The 14,127-nt window shown below is 59.2% G+C and carries 13 protein-coding genes; 8 read left to right on the top strand and 5 right to left on the bottom strand.

Going from position 1 to position 14,127, the window contains the following annotated elements:
* Positions 1–22: 22 nt before the first annotated feature.
* From mnmE to GC127_RS08405, 5 genes are read left to right on the top strand one after another with little or no spacing between them, the layout of a single operon-like run.
* A complete protein-coding gene (gene mnmE / locus GC127_RS08425) occupies positions 23–1,309 on the top strand; it encodes a tRNA uridine-5-carboxymethylaminomethyl(34) synthesis GTPase MnmE (RefSeq protein WP_151977552.1) in 1,287 nt (428 codons plus the stop codon).
* A 12-nt stretch (positions 1,310–1,321) separates the two neighbouring features.
* Entirely contained in the window at positions 1,322–3,184 is a 1,863-nt protein-coding gene (gene mnmG / locus GC127_RS08420) for a tRNA uridine-5-carboxymethylaminomethyl(34) synthesis enzyme MnmG (protein WP_151977550.1), read from the top strand.
* Positions 3,181–3,786 (top strand): 16S rRNA (guanine(527)-N(7))-methyltransferase RsmG, encoded by a 606-nt coding sequence (gene rsmG, locus GC127_RS08415; RefSeq protein WP_151977548.1) that lies wholly within the window; start codon positions 3,181–3,183, stop codon positions 3,784–3,786. The genes mnmG and rsmG overlap by 4 nt, the downstream gene beginning before the upstream one ends.
* Positions 3,779–4,588, top strand: a complete 810-nt coding sequence (locus tag GC127_RS08410) for a ParA family protein (protein ID WP_151979674.1) — start codon at positions 3,779–3,781, stop codon at positions 4,586–4,588. Before rsmG ends, GC127_RS08410 begins: the two co-directional genes overlap by 8 nt.
* A 16-nt stretch (positions 4,589–4,604) precedes the next feature.
* Positions 4,605–5,510, top strand: a complete 906-nt coding sequence (locus GC127_RS08405) for a ParB/RepB/Spo0J family partition protein (RefSeq protein WP_151977546.1) — start codon at positions 4,605–4,607, stop codon at positions 5,508–5,510.
* On the opposite strand, the gene hemW is transcribed toward GC127_RS08405, so the two are convergent.
* From hemW to rph, 3 genes are read right to left on the bottom strand one after another with little or no spacing between them, the layout of a single operon-like run.
* On the bottom strand, positions 5,507–6,664 hold the full coding sequence (hemW, locus tag GC127_RS08400; protein ID WP_151977544.1) for a radical SAM family heme chaperone HemW: 1,158 nt from the start codon (positions 6,662–6,664) through the stop codon (positions 5,507–5,509). The two genes, GC127_RS08405 and hemW, sit on opposite strands and share 4 nt — an antisense overlap.
* The gene (gene rdgB, locus GC127_RS08395) at positions 6,657–7,265 is read right to left on the bottom strand and encodes an RdgB/HAM1 family non-canonical purine NTP pyrophosphatase (RefSeq protein WP_151977542.1); all 609 of its coding nucleotides are present in this window, start codon (positions 7,263–7,265) and stop codon (positions 6,657–6,659) included. Before rdgB ends, hemW begins: the two co-directional genes overlap by 8 nt.
* Positions 7,258–7,974, bottom strand: coding sequence for a ribonuclease PH (gene rph / locus GC127_RS08390; protein WP_151977540.1), 717 nt, complete (start codon positions 7,972–7,974; stop codon positions 7,258–7,260). Before rph ends, rdgB begins: the two co-directional genes overlap by 8 nt.
* Positions 7,975–8,090: 116 nt before the next feature.
* Here rph and hrcA point away from each other — a divergent pair, with 116 nt between their 5' ends.
* Both hrcA and GC127_RS08380 read left to right on the top strand, forming a co-directional pair.
* Positions 8,091–9,155: a heat-inducible transcriptional repressor HrcA gene (gene hrcA / locus GC127_RS08385; protein ID WP_008282742.1), complete on the top strand. Its 1,065-nt coding sequence runs from the start codon at positions 8,091–8,093 to the stop codon at positions 9,153–9,155.
* 9 nt (positions 9,156–9,164) lie between these two features.
* Positions 9,165–9,725, top strand: coding sequence for a nucleotide exchange factor GrpE (locus GC127_RS08380; RefSeq protein ID WP_151977538.1), 561 nt, complete (start codon positions 9,165–9,167; stop codon positions 9,723–9,725).
* Between the two features lie 18 nt (positions 9,726–9,743).
* Here the strand turns inward: GC127_RS08380 and mutS are convergent, their stop codons facing one another.
* On the bottom strand, positions 9,744–12,377 hold the full coding sequence (gene mutS / locus GC127_RS08375; protein ID WP_151979673.1) for a DNA mismatch repair protein MutS: 2,634 nt from the start codon (positions 12,375–12,377) through the stop codon (positions 9,744–9,746).
* Positions 12,378–12,545: 168 nt separating this feature from the next.
* Here mutS and GC127_RS08370 point away from each other — a divergent pair, with 168 nt between their 5' ends.
* Entirely contained in the window at positions 12,546–13,409 is an 864-nt protein-coding gene (locus GC127_RS08370) for a ribokinase (RefSeq protein WP_151977536.1), read from the top strand.
* Here GC127_RS08370 and msrA read toward each other — a convergent pair.
* Positions 13,400–14,068 (bottom strand): peptide-methionine (S)-S-oxide reductase MsrA, encoded by a 669-nt coding sequence (gene msrA / locus GC127_RS08365; RefSeq protein ID WP_151977534.1) that lies wholly within the window; start codon positions 14,066–14,068, stop codon positions 13,400–13,402. The two genes, GC127_RS08370 and msrA, sit on opposite strands and share 10 nt — an antisense overlap.
* Between the last annotated feature and the right edge of the window lie 59 nt (positions 14,069–14,127).

Here is a 14,127-nt window from a genome sequence, read left to right as displayed (position 1 = left end):
GAGCGAAAGCGGAGGTGTCCGGATGGACACGGTTTATGCCTTGGCGACAGCACAGGGGAAGTCGGGTGTTGCGGTTGTCCGGGTTAGCGGGCCGCGCGCCTTTGACGCCTGTCTGCGCATCTGTGGTGACGTGCCGGAGCCGCGCAACTCTGCCTTGAGGATGTTGCGAGATGGGCAGGGCGCGCAGTTGGATCAAGCGCTGGTGCTGACGTTTGCTGACAAGCAGAGTTTTACCGGCGAAGAGACAGTGGAATTTCATCTTCATGGTAGCGTGGCCGTTGTAGCGGCAGTGCTGGACGTGCTTGGGGGAATTGACGGTCTTCGGTTGGCGGAACCCGGCGAGTTTACCCGCCGGGCCTTGGAAAATGGCCGACTTGATCTGGCGCGGGTTGAGGGGCTGGCTGATCTTATCGATGCGGAGACAGAAGCACAGCGCAAGCAGGCGCTGCGGGTGTTTTCTGGTGCATTGGGCGGGAAATGCGAGGCGTGGCGGGGTCTTTTGCTGCGGGCGGTGGCGCTTTTGGAAGCCACGATTGATTTTGCCGATGAGGAAGTGCCCGTAGACGTTTCGTTTGAGGTGACGGCGCTGGTGAGAGAGGTAGCCGAGGCTCTCGAGCGGGAAATCGCTGGCAGCTGGGTTGGGGAGCGGATTCGTAGTGGATTCGAAGTTGCGATCATCGGGGCACCGAATGTGGGAAAATCCACTCTTCTCAACAGTTTGGCAGGTCGGGAGGCGGCGATTACCTCGGAATATGCCGGGACGACGCGGGATGTGATTGAGGTTCGCATGGATCTGGCCGGGTTGCCGGTGACATTGCTCGATACGGCGGGCCTGCGTGAGACGGTAGATGCCGTGGAGTCCATTGGCATTGCGCGGGCGCGGGCGCGGGCGGATGCCGCTGACTTGCGGGTGTTTCTTGTTGAGGCTGGGGAGAAGCCGGAGATGGACCCCCGTGAGGATGATATCATCCTTTGGGCTAAGGCAGATTTGTTGGGACGTGTTGAGAACGCCATTTCTGGCAAAACGGGTGCTGGTGTGTCGGAGTTGGTAGCGCGGATTGGGCAGGTGTTAAGTAAACGTGTCGCTGGTGCGGGGATTGCGACGCGCGCGCGGCATCGGCAAGCCATGGAGCGCGGATTGGGTGCGCTACAAGCTGCTTTGGAGCTTCTTTCGTATGGGGAGGCATCGGCGGAGGTTGCGGCGGAGGAGCTACGTGTGGCTATCCGAGCGCTTGATTCTCTGGTAGGACGTATTGATGTCGAGATGGTGCTCGATGAAATTTTCGCCAGCTTCTGCTTGGGTAAATGAGAGGTGTTTCACGTGAAACATTTTGACGTCATTGTTATTGGTGGTGGGCATGCTGGCGCGGAGGCCGCGCACGCGGCCGCGCGGATCGGTGTGAGAACCGCACTGGTGACGTTGAACCGGGCTGGTATCGGGGTGATGTCTTGCAATCCAGCGATTGGGGGGCTTGGCAAGGGCCACCTCGTGCGTGAGATTGATGCGTTGGACGGGGTCATGGGCCGCGTTGCGGACCGTGCGGGCATTCAGTTTCGGTTGTTGAACCGGCGCAAAGGGCCTGCAGTGCAGGGGCCGCGGGCACAGGCCGATCGCAAGATTTACCGCGAAGAGATGCTGCGAGAGCTTGAGTCTTGCTCAACCTTGGAAATTGTTGAGGGCGAGGCCGCCGATTTTGTGATGCAGGGCGAGCGCGTCGCCGGCGTGCGTTTGGCGGATGGAAGCGAGATTTCCGCATCCGCAGTGGTGCTAACAACCGGGACCTTTTTGCGTGGTGTGATTCACATTGGGGATGAATCCTATCCGGGGGGTCGTATGGGAGACCGCCCCGCAGTGATGTTGGCAGAGCGTATGGATGGGTTTGGGCTGCCGATGGGCCGGCTAAAGACTGGCACGCCGCCCCGGTTAGATGGGAAGACGATTGACTGGTCGCGACTGGAGGAGCAGCCAGGGGATGATGACCCGGTGCTGTTTTCGTTTCTGTCCAAGCGCCCAACGGCCCGTCAGGTGTGCTGTGGGATCACGCATACGAACGCACAGACCCATGATATAATTAGGGAAAACCTGGATCGCTCGGCGATGTATGGCGGCCATATAGATGGGATTGGGCCCCGCTATTGCCCGTCGATCGAGGATAAGATCGTACGGTTTTCTGACAAAACCTCGCATCAGGTGTTCTTGGAGCCAGAAAGCTTGTCGGATCACGTGATCTATCCCAACGGGATTTCGACATCGCTACCGGCGGTCGTTCAGGAGGCCTATGTGCGGTCCATTGTTGGGCTGGAGCATGTCGAGATACTTCAGCCTGGTTATGCGATTGAATATGACTATGTCGACCCTCGCGCGCTTGACAGTCGTCTTGCTGTCAAGGCTGTTCCGGGCCTGTTTTTGGCCGGACAAATCAATGGGACAACTGGATATGAGGAGGCCGCTGCGCAAGGCCTGGTTGCAGGGCTGAATGCGGCGCTGGAGGCGAAAGGGCGCGAACCGGTTCAGTTTAGCCGCACCGATAGTTATATCGGCGTGATGATTGATGATCTGACCACACGGGGTGTGAGTGAGCCCTATCGCATGTTCACCTCGCGCGCGGAGTTCCGTCTTTCGTTGCGTGCGGATAATGCGGATCAGCGCCTAACGCCTTTGGGTCTGGACCTTGGCTGTGTTGGAGATGGCCGCCGGGCGGTTTTTGGCGACAAGATGGAGCGTCTGGTGCAAGGAAGACAGCGGTTGGAGGCGACAACTTTTACGCCGCGCCAATTGTCTGAGAGCGGTTTCAAGGTGAACCAGGATGGTGCACGGCGCAGCGCATTTCAGATCCTATCCTTTCCCGATGTTGATTTTTCGGATCTTCTGCGGCTGGATCAGGGGTATTCGGAGATTGATCCGGAGTGTCAGCAGCAGCTTGCGCGTGATGCTCTTTACGCCAGCTATATTGAACGCCAGGCGCGTGATGTGGCGATGATGAAGCGTGACGAGGCGCATGTTATTCCAGAGAATTTTGCTTATGATCGCATTGAGGGCCTATCGAATGAGCTCAAGGGTAAGCTGGCGCAGGTGCAGCCAGAGAATCTTGCTCAGGCGGCTCGGATCGAGGGGATGACACCCGCGGCGCTAAGCCTGATTCTTGCAAAACTGCGCCAAGCGGCGCGGGAGAAGATCGCGTGACCGGCTTGCCGGATGTTTCACGTGAAACACAGACTCGGCTTGAAATTTATGCAGATTTGTTGGTCAAGTGGAACCCGCGCATCAACCTGGTCTCAAGAAAAAGCCTTGATGAGATGTGGACACGGCATTTCGCCGATTCTGCGCAAATTCATGCACTTGCTCCGCCTTCGGTGGATCATTGGATTGATCTGGGATCAGGGGGCGGCTTTCCAGGCTTGGTGGTTGCAATTTTGGCTCAGGATGGCGGTTCGCCCCGACGGGTGACGTTGATTGAATCGGATGCCCGTAAGGCGGCGTTTCTGCGGGTTGTGATTCGAGAGACAGGGCTTAACGCGATGGTTCTCAATGACCGGATTGAAAAGGTCAGACCCCAAGAAGCGGATGTGCTCTCGGCGCGCGCGCTGACGGATTTAAGTGGGCTTTTGGAGTTTTCCGAGCGCCATTTAGCACAGGATGGTGTTGCACTTTTCCTCAAGGGGGCCCGCTGGGAGAATGAAATGGCCGCAGCCGAAAGGACGTGGTCATTCACCCACCGGCTTGTTAAAAGTGCAACAGAAGATGGATCTGTCATTTTTGCCATCACAGGAGTGTCCCGTGCCTGATCCGACGCGCCCCGAAGGACCGAAGATCATTGCGATTGCCAACCAAAAGGGTGGGGTGGGCAAGACCACGACAACCATTAATCTGGCGGCCGCGCTGGCAGAAACCGGCGTGCGGGTGCTGATCGTTGATCTTGATCCGCAGGGCAACGCCTCGACTGGTCTTGGGCTGGATGTGGCGGCGCGGAAATTTACAGTTTATGATCTTTTGTTGGATGAGGCGCCGCTGGGGGATGTTATTCAGCCGACCGCGCAAGATGGGCTTTCGATCATTCCATCAACGGTCGATCTTTCCTCTGCTGATATCGAGCTGATTGCAAACGAGAAACGTAGTTTCCTGCTGCATGACGCCCTGCGACAGCCTGCAATGGATGCGTATGGGTTTGACTATGTGTTGATTGATTGCCCGCCGTCGCTCAATCTTTTGACGGTGAATGCAATGGTCGCGGCGCATTCGGTTCTTGTGCCCCTGCAGAGCGAGTTTTTTGCGCTTGAGGGTCTGTCGCAGCTTATGTTGACCATTAGAGAGATTCGTCAAACCGCGAATCCGGCGCTGCGGATCGAAGGGGTTGTGCTGACAATGTTTGATTCGCGCAACAACCTCTCTACCCAGGTTGAGCAGGACGCACGTGACAATCTTGGGGAGCTGGTCTTTCGTACGCGGATTCCCCGAAATGTTCGCGTAAGCGAGGCGCCGTCTTATGCCATGTCCGTGCTAAGCTATGATCCGCTGTCCAAGGGGGCGCAAGCGTATCGCGAGTTGGCGCAGGAACTGATTGAAAACACGGCGCGAATCGCCGCCTGATCAAAGGGGATCGGCAATGACCAGCAAGAAATCTCAACCACGTGGTCTTGGCCGTGGGCTGTCAGCGTTGATGGCGGATGTCACGACAGAGAGCCCGGAACGCCCCGCTGATGCGCCGCGGCGTCCGGATCTGATGGTGCCGGTGGAAAAGGTCCGGCCTAACCCGAACCAGCCGCGTCGGGATTTTGATGGTGCGCTTCTCGAGGATCTGGCGCGGTCGATTTCTGAAAAGGGTATCTTGCAGCCCCTGATCGTGCGGCCCGCCCCGGACCGGGATGGGGAATATGAAATCGTGGCCGGCGAGCGCCGGTGGCGTGCGGCTCAGATGGCTAAGCTGCATCAGATTCCGGTTTTGGTGCGTGATTTCAACGATACCGAAGTGCTCGAAGTTGCCATCATCGAGAATATTCAGCGCGCCGATCTCAATCCGGTGGAAGAGGCCTTTGGCTATCAGCAATTGATGCAAAAGTTTGGTCATACACAAGAGCGGCTGGCTGACGCGCTGGGTAAAAGCCGGAGCCATATTGCGAATTCAGTGCGCCTTTTGTCTTTGCCCGATGAGGTTTTGACGTTTCTGCGTGAAGGCAAGCTGTCCTCGGGTCATGCGCGAGCGTTGATTACATTGGACGATCCTGCGGCTGTCGCGCGTCAGGTCATACAGAAATCGCTGTCGGTGCGTGAGACAGAGAAATTGGCAAAGGCTGGAATCGGTAACATCTTTAGCGACACCGGGCGTTCGGCGAAGCCGCGCAAAGAGATCCTCAAGGATGCTGATACACGAGCGCTGGAGGATGATCTTTCGGCCAATTTAACGATGAAGGTCGAGATCGAGCATGTTCCCGGTCAGGAGAACGGGAGAATTACGATCCATTATGCTTCGCTTGATCAATTGGACCGCCTGATTGGCATGCTCAGCATTTAATCCGGCAAGAGATCGCGAATCACAGCATTGAGCACCGCCCGTCCTGAACGGGTGGCGCGAAGGCGGCTGTCGTGCGTTTCGATCATCCCGATGGACACCAAATGATCGACAGCGGCGGGGTCAAGAGGTTTGCCTGCGAGCCTTTCGAAACGCGCCGGATCAATTCCATCGGTGATGCGCAGGCCCATTAACAAGTATTCTACGGCCTGATCCGGACCAGACAGGCGCTCGCGTGTCTCAATCACACCGCTGTTTTCCACAGATTCCAGCCATTTACCCGGTGCCCGATGGGTCTCGGTGGCGTATTTCTGGCCATTGTGCGTGATCCGCCCATGAGCGCCCGGCCCGATGCCGATATAGTCACCATAGCGCCAGTAGATCAGATTGTGCCGCGATTCCGCACCAGCGCGCGCATGGTTCGACACTTCATAGGCTGGCAGGCCAGCAGATGCGCAGATCTCTTGTGTCGTCTCATACATTTCTGCGGCGATATCATCCTCTGGCAACCCGCGCAGCTTGCCCGCTGCGTAGCGACCGCCAAAGGCTGTGCCGGATTCGATGGTAAGCTGGTAGAGCGACAGGTGATCCACCGCCATAGAGAGCGCGCTGCGCAGTTCCGTTTTCCAAGAGTCGAGAGTTTGATCTTGTCGGGCATAGATCAGATCAAAACTGACACGCTCAAAGTTTTCTCTCGCGATATCAAAGGCTTGCCTTGCCTCGGAAACGCTGTGGATACGGCCCAGCCGTTTGAGATCGGCGTCATTCAGGGCCTGAATACCCATAGAAATACGCGAGATGCCCGCCTGTGCGAAGGCGCGAAAGCGCCCGGCCTCGACCGAGCCGGGGTTCGCTTCGAGCGTGATTTCAGGGTCATTCGCCATAGGCCAATGGTGTTTGATCCGCTCAATAATCGCTGCCACCGTTTCCGGAGCCATCAGGCTGGGTGTGCCGCCACCAAAGAACACCGTATTGAGCACGCGTCCGGGTAGGAGTGCGGCGTAGCGATCAATCTCGGTGAGATAGGCCGCGCACCAGCGGCTCTGGTCGATGTGGCGCGCGACATGGCTGTTGAAATCGCAATAGGGGCATTTGGCCTCGCAAAAGGGCCAATGCAGATAGAGACCAAAGCCGCCCTGTTGCCAATCCTCAGCCAAAACAGCCTGCGACCAATTTACCAAACGCGTCTGCGCGGTGGCTGATCCTGTTCTTCTTTGCGGGCGACATTTCGGCAAAGGTCAGATCGTGACCGAGCGGCTGGAACATCGGATCGTAACCGTGCCCTTCTACGCCACGTATGGGCCAGACCACCCAGCCCTCGACCGTGCCTTCAAAGACCTCGTCGTGCCCATCGGGCCAGGCCAGGACCAATGTGCAACAGAATCGTGCTGTCCAGGGCTGTGGTTCTTTGCTGGCCAACAGCGCCTCATGGGCGCGAGACATCGCTTTGCCAAAGTCGCGGCCCGTCTCTGTTTCGGCCCAATCTGCCGTATAGACGCCCGGTGCGCCGTCAAGTGCGTCAATCGCTATCCCGGAGTCGTCCGAGAGTGCAGGCAGGCCTGTCGCCTGCGCCGCGGCATGGGCCTTGATCCGCGCATTGCCGACAAAACTTGTCTCTGTCTCTGCAGGCTCCTGCAGCCCCATCGCGGCGGCACCAACCACATCAACGCCGTAGGGCGCCAGAAGCGCCCGAATCTCGTCAAGTTTTCCGGCGTTGTGGGTGGCAACGAGCAACCGGTCGTCGGTGAATTTACGCACCCGTCGCCTCGCGTTGTTTCGCCACCAGCTGGTCAACGCCGAGTTCGGCCAGATCAAGCAGCGCGTTCATCTGCTCGCGGCTATAGGTTGCGCCTTCCGCGCTCATCTGCACTTCAATAAGGCGCTTTGTGCCGGTCATGATGAAGTTGCCATCCACTCCGGCCTCGCTGTCCTCGGGATAGTCGAGATCGAGCACGGGTTGCCCAGCATAGATGCCACAGGAAACGGCTGCGACAGGGTCGATCAGCGGATCGCTGAGCACATCGCCCGCTTTCATCAGCTTTTGCACCGCCAGTTTCAGGGCAACCCAGCCGCCGGTGATCGAGGCGCAGCGGGTGCCGCCATCGGCCTGAATCACATCGCAATCCACCGTGATCTGGCGTTCGCCAAGGGTCACGCGGTCGACGCCGGCGCGCAGGCTGCGGCCGATCAAGCGTTGGATTTCAACGGTGCGCCCGCCTTGTTTGCCTGCCGTCGCCTCGCGGCGCATGCGGCTGCCGGTAGAGCGGGGCAGCATGCCATATTCTGCCGTGACCCAGCCCAGCCCAGAACCTTTGACAAAAGGCGGCACGCGCTCTTCGATAGTGGCGGTGCACAAGACATGCGTATCACCAATCTTGATCAGGCAAGAGCCCTCTGCATGTTTGAGCACCCCTGTTTCGATTGAAACGGAGCGCATTTCGCTTAGATTTCTACCTGACGGCCGCATGGCATGTCCTTTTCCTTGGTTGCCCCGAGATATATGGGCAAGCCCTCCTATGGCAACCCCGATTGACCTTTGGCCTCTGCGGTCCTTAATAGCCCAAGAGACAGGAAGCACAGCCGATGACAGACGCCGCCTCGATCCTCGAACAGCTCAACGATCGCTCGCGCGAAGTGTTTCGCCGCGTGGTCGAGAGCTATCTGGCCAATGGCGATCCGGTTGGGTCGCGCACCCTGACCCGTGACTTCAGCGAAAAGGTTAGTGCCGCCACGATCCGCAACGTGATGCAGGATCTGGAATATATGGGCCTGTTGGGCAGTCCGCATATCAGCGCGGGGCGCATTCCCACGCAAGAAGGCCTGCGGATGTTTGTCGATGGTCTGCTTGAGGTCAGCAATCTAGAGGCTACGGACCGGCAGGCGATTGATGCGACGGTCGGCAGCAATTCGCAGGATGTGGGCGGTGTGCTTGATCGCATCGGGGCTGCGCTCTCTGGTGTTACGCGGGGCGCATCGCTGGTTCTTGCGCCCAAGCATGAGGCGCCGATCAAACATATCGAATTCGTCAGTCTTGGCCATGACCGCGCTCTTGTGGTGCTGGTGTTTTCCGATGGGCATGTCGAGAACCGGATATTCACCCCGCCACCGGGCCAAACGCCAAGTTCCATGCGCGAGGCCGCGAATTTTCTTAATGCGCTGATCGAGGGCAAGACGCTCTCGGATTTGCAGACTGTGATCTCACGTCAGATTGCCGCGCGGCGGCAGGAAATTGATCAGCTTGCCCGCGACCTGATTGATAGCGGGCTTGCAGTGTGGGAAGGCGAGGGCGACAAATACGAGCGGCTGATTGTGCGAGGTCGCGCCAATCTGCTCAATGCGACCTCTGAGGAAAAGGATCTGGAACGGATTCGCATCCTGTTTGACGATCTCGAACGCAAGCGCGATATCGCCGAATTCCTTGAATTGGCCGATGAGGGGGCCGGAGTACGCATTTTTATTGGCTCCGAGAACAAACTTTTCTCACTTTCGGGTTCCTCTTTGGTGGTCTCTCCATATATGAACGCTGACCGTAAGATCATCGGTGCGGTAGGGGTTATCGGCCCCACGCGCCTCAATTACGGGCGGATTGTGCCGATTGTGGATTACACGGCGCAGCTCGTGGGTAAACTGATCTCCGACCGGAGCTAGAGGTGAAGAATGGCAGAGCCGAAAGAAGACAGCTTTCTCGATGATATCGAAGAGGCCGCCGCGCAAGAGCGCGAGCGTATGGATGACGATATGAGTGATGAAGCGTTGGAGCTTGACGCGCTGCGCGCCGAGCGGGACGCCCTGCGCGACAAGTTCATGCGCGCGCTGGCCGATGCCGAGAATGCGCGCAAGCGGTCCGAGAAGGATCGGCGCGAGGCCGAGAATTACGGCGGATCCAAGCTGGCGCGCGATATGCTGCCGGTACATGACAATCTGAAGCGGGCGCTTGAAACCGTAAATGAAGAGCAACGTGCTGCGTCAGCCGCCTTGTTTGAGGGGATCGAGCTGACTTTGCGCGAATTGCTCAATGTCTTTACCAAGCATGGCATCACCGTGATTGATCCGCAGGTCGGAGACCGATTCGATCCGCAGCATCACGAGGCGATGTTCGAGGCGCCGTTGCCCGGCACCAAGGCAGGAGAGATCATTCAGGTCTCGACCCAAGGCTTCATGCTGCATGATCGCATTTTGCGCCCGGCGCAGGTGGGCGTATCCTCGAATCGTGGATGATGTGCGATGGGGCGGGGGTTACCCCGCCTTGTCGGCCTGTTCCTGACTAAGCGACTTCAACTCATAAATCAGTTCAAGCGCTTCGCGGGGCGTAAGCGCATCGGGCAGGATCGCGCTCAGGCGCTTTTCCACCACCGACTCGCGGGGTGGTTTGGGGGCTGGGGGCGGCGCGAGTGCCGCAAAGAGCGGTAGATCGTCGATCAGCGTTTTTTGTGCGCGGTGGCCTTCGCGGTCGCCTTTTTCCAGCGCATCGAGCACCACCCGTGCCCGCGCCACCACCGAGGCAGGGAGACCGGCCAATTTGGCGACCTGCACGCCGTAGCTACGATCCGCAACGCCCCGCCGCACCTCGTGCAGGAAAATGACATCGCCGTCGTGCTCTTTGACGCTTACGGTGGCGTTCTCGACGCGGTCGAGTTTGTCACTTAGATGGGTCAGTTCATGGTAATGCGTGGCAAAGAGCGCGCGGCAGGCGTTGACATCGTGCAGATGTTCCAGCGTGGCCCATGCGATGCTGAGCCCGTCCCAAGTGGCTGTGCCGCGCCCGATTTCATCGAGAATCACCAGCGCATGATCGTCTGCCTGATTCAGGATTGCAGCGGTTTCGACCATTTCGACCATAAAGGTCGAGCGTCCGCGCGCCAAATCGTCTGACGCGCCGACGCGGCTAAAGAGTTGGCTGACCAAGCCGATATGGGCGGATGTCGCAGGCACATAGCTGCCGATTTGGGCCAAAAGGGCAATGAGTGCGTTCTGGCGCAGAAAGGTGGATTTACCCGCCATATTCGGGCCGGTTAGCAGCCAAATATCGCTCTTGCCGCCCAGATCACAATCATTGGCAATGAAGGGCGCGCCGCCCTGCGCGCGCAGGGCGCGTTCCACAACCGGATGCCGCCCACCTACGATGTTGAGCGCGCGGCTCTGGTCTACGTTCGGGCGGCACCAGTTTTCAGCCCGCGCGAGATCGGCGAGAGCGGTGGTCAGGTCTAGTTCGGCGAGGGCGCGGGCGCAGTGTGCAATTTCGGCGGCGCGGTCAAGAATCTCGGTCTTTAGGGCATCATAGAGCCGCTTTTCGATCTCGAGCGCACGACCGCCTGCGTTCAGAATCCGGGTTTCCATCTCGCTCAGGGGCACGGTGGTGAACCGGAGCTGATTGGCCGTGGTTTGGCGGTGTTTGAAGGTTTCGTTCAACGGCACGCTCAGCATGCGGTCGGCATGGGTGCTGGTCACTTCGATGAAATAACCCAGCACGTTGTTATGTTTGATCTTGAGCGAGGGAATGCCGGTTTGGGTGATATAGTCGCCCTGCATTCGGGCGATCACACCGCGCCCTTCGTCGCGCAATTGGCGTGCTTCGTCGAGGTCTCTGTCATAGCCTGGCGCGATAAAGCCGCCATCGCGCGCCAGAAGCGGTGGCTCTGCGACCAGGGCCTGATCGAGGAGGTCAAGAAGGGTGTCATGCCCGGTCAGACTCAGAGCCGCTTGGTGCAGAAGCGGGGGAAGGTCCGTATTGGCGAGGCGCTGGGCAATTTCCATGGCCTGTGCCAGCCCGTTGCGCACCGCCGCCAAATCGCGCGGACCGCCACGATCAAGGCCCAGGCGTGACAGAGCACGGTCAAGATCGGGCACCTTGCGCAGGGATTCGCGCAGGTCTGCGCAAATGCGGCTCTGTTCCACCGCGAAATGCACTGATTCAAGGCGGGATTGCACGGTGTCGAGCGCGCGGCTGGGGCTGGAGAGGCGACGTTCGAGGAGCCGTCCGCCGCCCGCTGTCACGGTTCTGTCGATCGTCGCAAGAAGCGAGCCGGCGCGGCCGCCATTCAGGCTGTGGGTTAATTCCAGATTGCGCCGGGTGGCGGCGTCGATCTGCATGACGCGCGCCTCGTTTTCGCGGGTCGGGGGCTGTAACAGGGGCAATTTGCCCTTTTGTGTGATGTCGAGCCAGTCCACGATCGCGCCCATCGCGGCGATTTCAGGGCGCGTGAAAGACCCATAGGCGTCGAGCGTGTCAACGCCATAGAGCAGGCAAAGCCGTCGCTCGCCTGCTGTGCTGTCAAACGCGGCCTGCCCCAGCCCGGTGAGAGAAGCGCCAGATTCAGAGACTAATTCGCCGAGATTTGCAATATCTGCCTCGGTCAGCAGCACTTCGCGCGGGGCGAGGCGGGCCAATTCGGGGCCAAGGCGCGCGGGCGACAGGGGCATGACATGAAAAGCGCCGGTGGAAATATCGACCCAAGCCAGCGCGCCCGCGCCACGCACGGTTGCAAAACTGACAAGGTAATTGTGGCGGCGTGCCTCAAGCAGGCTTTCCTCGGTCAGGGTGCCGGGGGTTACAAGGCGCACCACCTCGCGATGGACCACGGATTTCGCCCCGCGCTTCTTGGCTTCGGCGGGATCCTCCATCTGTTCGCAGACGGCGACGCGAAACCCTTTGCGAATGAGGGTTAAAAGATAGCCTTCGGCGGCATGGACCGGCACGCCGCACATGGGAATATCCTGCTCGAGGTGCTTGCCGCGCTTTGTCAGCGCGATATCGAGCGCCTCGGCGGCGGCGGCGGCATCGTCAAAGAACAGTTCGTAAAAATCGCCCATGCGATAGAAAAGCAGCGCCTCGGGATATTGCGCCTTGATCTCTAGGTATTGTGCCATCATCGGCGTGACGGTTGATCCCGTGGTATTCACCTGCGCCCCCTTGTTGCTTGAGCGACCTTACAAATCCATGCTGCGCGGTGAAAGACCAAAGCGCGATTGCGGGCGGGTGTCTGGCTGTTATCCTTGGAAAAGAAAGTTGAGTATTTGGGCCAAAAAGAAGCGGGTGGTATGATTTTCAATCTCGGGTCGATCAATGCCGATCATGTCTATCGCCTGGCGCAGTTGCCACATGCGGGTGAGACTGTCACGGCGCAGGGCTATGCGCGGTTGCTGGGTGGCAAGGGGGCGAACCAATCGATTGCCGTGGCTCGGGCCGGGGGGCAAGTGGTGCATATCGGCGCGGTGGGCGCGGATGGCGATTGGATGGTAGAGCTTTTGTCTGCGGATGGCGTGGATGTGCGGCATGTGCGCCGGGACCAAGGGGCGTCGGGCCATGCGGTGGTTACAGTTGAGCAGAGCGGCGAGAATGCGATTTTGATCCACGCCGGGGCCAATCGGGCCTTGCGGATGCAGGATGTTGAGGCCGCGTTGGCGGAGGCGGGGCCGGGCGATTGGCTCATGCTACAGAATGAGACGAATGTGCAGGTTGAGGCGGCGTGCATGGCCCAAGACAGGGGGATGCGTGTCGCCTATTCTGCTGCGCCTTTTGATGAGGCGGCGCTGCGGGCGGTTCTGCCCCATGTCACCCTTTTGATGGTGAACGAGGGGGAGGCGGCGCAGATGACGCAGGCCATGGGTGCTGTTCAGGTGCCGATGCTCTGCGTTACGCGGGGCGCGCGCGGTGTTCTCTGGACAGAGGCAGGATGCCGAGATGCAGTCACTATTACGGCGCGAAAGGTTGTTCCGGTGGATACGACTGGCGCCGGAGATACCCTAGCCGGGTATTTGGTGGCTGGGTTGGCTGCGGGCCTGAACCCAGAGCGGGCGTTGCAAGGGGCGGTTGGCGCTGCCGCCCTTGCGGTTACGCGCCCCGGAGCATCAGGAGCGATCCCCCTGGCGGCCGAGGTGGCCGCGTTTCTTGGTCAGGAGTGACCGGCGAAGGGCGCATCCTTGCCCCAAAGCTCTTTGACGCGGGTATCTCTGCCGCAGGCGTCGCGATAGAGCTTGTAGGCGCTGGCTTTGGTTCGGGGGCCAAAGCGCGTGAGGATGATTTCGCTGCTTTTGTAATAATCCTGATGATAGGCTTCGGCGGCATAGAAGGGCTGAGTATTGAGAACGGGGGTCACTATTTTCTGGCCCAAGGCTGATTTTGCCTCAGCGATGGCACCCTCGGCGATCTGCTTTTCTGCGGGATCAGAGACGAAAATCGCGGTGCGATAGTTGTCACCCCGGTCGCAGAACTGACCGCCTGCGTCAGTTGGATCGACCGAGCGCAGGAACAGGTGCAGGAGTTGTGCGCGGGTGACTTGGGCGGGGTCGAAGGTCAGGCGCACGGCCTCGTAATGACCGGTGCCGCCGGATGTGACCTGTTTGTAGCTGGGGTTTTTGACCGTGCCGCCGGTAAAGCCCGACTCTGCCGCGATGACGCCCCGGACCTGTTCAAAATCTGATTCGACACACCAGAAACAGCCGCCTGCGACGATGAGCGTTTCTGTTTCTGCCGCATGGGCACGGCCACCGTGGACGCACAGGCCAACGATGATAAGCCCTGCGAGCAGCGCTGCCTTGAGTTTCCGAACATTGCTCAGCATGGTTTTAACCCTCCTGCTATTGCCAGCAACATGACGCAATTGCAGGGAGAGGCCAAACA

It is taken from the genome of Roseovarius sp. EC-HK134 (assembly GCF_902498815.1).
Lineage (GTDB): Bacteria > Pseudomonadota > Alphaproteobacteria > Rhodobacterales > Rhodobacteraceae > Roseovarius > Roseovarius mucosus_A.
Note: the sequence above shows the minus strand (reverse complement) of the source record. Positions and strands in the feature narration are given on the sequence as shown.

Excerpts from the sequence above, each read along its gene's own strand:
- hrcA (WP_008282742.1), top strand. The coding sequence starts at position 8,091 with ATGACAGACGCCGCCTCGATCCTCGAACAGCTCAACGATCGCTCGCGC.
- mutS (WP_151979673.1), bottom strand. The coding sequence starts at position 12,377 with ATGATGGCACAATACCTAGAGATCAAGGCGCAATATCCCGAGGCGCTG.
- rph (WP_151977540.1), bottom strand. The coding sequence starts at position 7,974 with ATGCGGCCGTCAGGTAGAAATCTAAGCGAAATGCGCTCCGTTTCAATC.
- mnmE (WP_151977552.1), top strand. The coding sequence starts at position 23 with ATGGACACGGTTTATGCCTTGGCGACAGCACAGGGGAAGTCGGGTGTT.
- GC127_RS08405 (WP_151977546.1), top strand. The coding sequence starts at position 4,605 with ATGACCAGCAAGAAATCTCAACCACGTGGTCTTGGCCGTGGGCTGTCA.
- GC127_RS08370 (WP_151977536.1), top strand. The coding sequence starts at position 12,546 with ATGATTTTCAATCTCGGGTCGATCAATGCCGATCATGTCTATCGCCTG.
- GC127_RS08380 (WP_151977538.1), top strand. The coding sequence starts at position 9,165 with ATGGCAGAGCCGAAAGAAGACAGCTTTCTCGATGATATCGAAGAGGCC.
- msrA (WP_151977534.1), bottom strand. The coding sequence starts at position 14,068 with ATGCTGAGCAATGTTCGGAAACTCAAGGCAGCGCTGCTCGCAGGGCTT.